This window comes from Methylocucumis oryzae (assembly GCF_000963695.1).
GTDB classification, from domain to species: domain Bacteria; phylum Pseudomonadota; class Gammaproteobacteria; order Methylococcales; family Methylomonadaceae; genus Methylovulum; species Methylovulum oryzae.
The window spans coordinates 1-2178 of record NZ_LAJX01000327.1; the positions used below are offsets into that span (position 1 = coordinate 1).

General features: G+C 41.6%; 4 protein-coding genes. 3 read left to right on the forward strand and 1 reads right to left on the reverse strand.

What is annotated here, in order from left to right; genetic code table 11:
• Positions 1-59: 59 nt before the first annotated feature.
• Entirely contained in the window at positions 60-287 is a 228-nt protein-coding gene (locus tag VZ94_RS32605) for an alanine racemase (protein WP_052700815.1), read from the reverse strand.
• A gap of 271 nt (positions 288-558) precedes the next feature.
• Between VZ94_RS32605 and VZ94_RS21100 the strand changes: the two genes are divergently transcribed.
• The 3 genes from VZ94_RS21100 to VZ94_RS21110 are packed head-to-tail and all read left to right on the forward strand — an operon-like array spanning position 559 to position 1850.
• Complete coding sequence (locus tag VZ94_RS21100; RefSeq protein ID WP_045780758.1) at positions 559-1131, forward strand: DUF6438 domain-containing protein; 573 nt, start codon at positions 559-561, stop codon at positions 1129-1131.
• A gap of 22 nt (positions 1132-1153) precedes the next feature.
• Positions 1154-1588 carry a hypothetical protein gene (locus tag VZ94_RS21105; RefSeq protein ID WP_045780759.1) on the forward strand — a complete coding sequence of 145 codons (435 nt, stop codon included), beginning with the start codon at positions 1154-1156 and terminating at the stop codon, positions 1586-1588.
• Positions 1551-1850, forward strand: coding sequence for a hypothetical protein (locus VZ94_RS21110; RefSeq protein WP_045780760.1), 300 nt, complete (start codon positions 1551-1553; stop codon positions 1848-1850). The genes VZ94_RS21105 and VZ94_RS21110 overlap by 38 nt, the downstream gene beginning before the upstream one ends.
• Positions 1851-2178: the final 328 nt, after the last annotated feature.

Consider the following 2178-nt stretch of genomic DNA (forward strand, 5'->3'; position numbering starts at 1 on the left):
TGCTTGCTGGTTTAATGCGGTTACCGCGCTGTGTAGCTGACGCAAAGGTCGGCATTGGTTTAGATATTCTGTTTCGGGCGCAGGGCTATGCTCATGACGCCTCTTAGTCTAAGATTGGGCAATTCCATAATGCATTGGGATAATTCGAGTAATTCAGCTAAAGGAATGCCGGATTTACTGGTTTCATCGCTAATATTGAGTTGAATGAGTACGTTAAGTGGCGTTAATGCATCAGGTCGTTGTGCGCTTAAGCGTTGGGTAATTTTTAAGCTATCGACGCTATGCACCCAAGCAAAATGCCGGGCTATTAGTTTGGTTTTATTGGATTGAATAGGATTTCTTGTAGATAGTTTTCGCCAAAATGCCGTTGTCCCGCTTGATAAGTGGCTATAGTGTCACTTAAAAAGCGTGAATACTCTGACCCCAGTTTATGGATTTTAGTATTTTATACATCTTATAATCAATGTTAGAAGTTTTAATCGTTTAAGGTTTTTTGAACGGTGCGTTTTATTGTGTTGGATTGAGGGGGGGATTTTGAGTAATCGGTTAGGAAACAAAATGCGGGGTGATGCACGTTGGTTATTACGTCTTACAACATTGATTTTATTTGCTTTTTGTTTAAGCGCCTGTAGTTCGGCTACCAGCATCGCGGAAGAGAAGCCTGTTTTAATTATCAGCTATGGAGATAAGAGAAATCTTCCAAGGCAATCTTCATTACCGGAGACATTGTATCAGTTTAAAATTTATGAAGACGGCTTAGTTGTCTATATCGGTGAATCAGAAGTCAATGTGATCGGGGAGCGCCGGGCCAAAATAACGTCTAAACAAACCCAGGAATTAATCACCATATTTATGAAAATTTATAATGACTTCGATTCTCATGGGTTTTTTGGAGAAAAAAAACATTATTTAAAACGCGAAGATCCTTTTTTAATTCAGCTAGATTATCAAGGCAAACAATTAGCGTTCAGGCCTGGCGGCTTCGCGCATTATTTATTGGCCGACTTGAACCGCTCAATACCGATTGAAGATTGGCTTTGTCCTTACCCCTCATTTCCAGAATATGATGCTGACTGCCGTAGTTTTAAGGAGTCTGTCAGCATTCAAGGCTTTATTGACAAACATCCATAACCTTAATTAAAGGAGAATACACATGACAACCACTCCTGATGAAGAAAGAATTATCACCTCTTTAGCCAAGCATTCATGGTTTATGTCGTTTGGCAAGCCCGTGCGATATACCCCGCTCGATATCACTTACAGTTTTGAGAATGTAAAGCCTGGATATTATGAAAATGACCACGAGGCTGGTGTACTGGAAGCACATACCGGGGGCGACAATCCCGTATTTAGCGCAATAGGATGCGCCGAGGTACGAGGCGGATCAATCGAGGAAACACTCGAACGATGTGCCTCCTTGCGTCGGCACATCCTATCAGCGCACCTTATCGCGTTATTATGTCTTATGACCTTTTTAACTATTTTTCCATTTAGCTTTGATGCCGCTGCCGAAAAGCAACCAACCCCCCTATACGAACCGGATTCTATATATGAGTTTAATTATCGAGAAAGAGCCCCAGTTTTTTGAGTTTCGTAGCGAATATAGAGGGCAAATAAGTTATTTCTTAAAAATATATGAAGACGGCAGGGTTGTTTTTCACGACTACACCATTATGGTGCATGGAAAACCAGTTCACGGTCCCGTGGTTGGAGAACGGCAAGCTCAAATCACTAGGCAGCAGGTCAAAGAGCTAGTTTCCGCCTTTTTTTCCCTGCCTTTCAAAGAGATACCAAAATATGAAGAAAAATTCGCGTTTTCCGAAGGTAGCACTGATTACCTTTTTTTTTAGAGGTAGACTCAACCATATTGACATGATTGAGCCGCTTTTTTATAGCGCCATAATGACGAAGCTTAAAAAGATAACTGATATACAAAAATGGGTTTGTTATCCAGAAGGACACCCACGGTATAGCCAGTATTGTCTTGAAGACTTGCCGGATGATTTTCAATTTTAGCTTTCTTAACCATTCTCACTTTACATTTGTGGCAGGGAGGGGTCAGGCCTTACAATTTGCATCAAAATCGTTAAAAAACGAGGGTGTCACGTCAAATGTAAGGCCTGAACCCAGAAACGCGGCGCAATACGCTAACGCTCGCGGTCCTATCCACTAGGCTGT

Bases quoted from the DNA above. Each gene is read 5' to 3' on its own strand.
- VZ94_RS21100 (WP_045780758.1), top strand. From the start codon at position 559: ATGCGGGGTGATGCACGTTGGTTATTACGTCTTACAACATTGATTTTA.
- VZ94_RS21110 (WP_045780760.1), top strand. From the start codon at position 1,551: ATGAGTTTAATTATCGAGAAAGAGCCCCAGTTTTTTGAGTTTCGTAGC.
- VZ94_RS21105 (WP_045780759.1), top strand. From the start codon at position 1,154: ATGACAACCACTCCTGATGAAGAAAGAATTATCACCTCTTTAGCCAAG.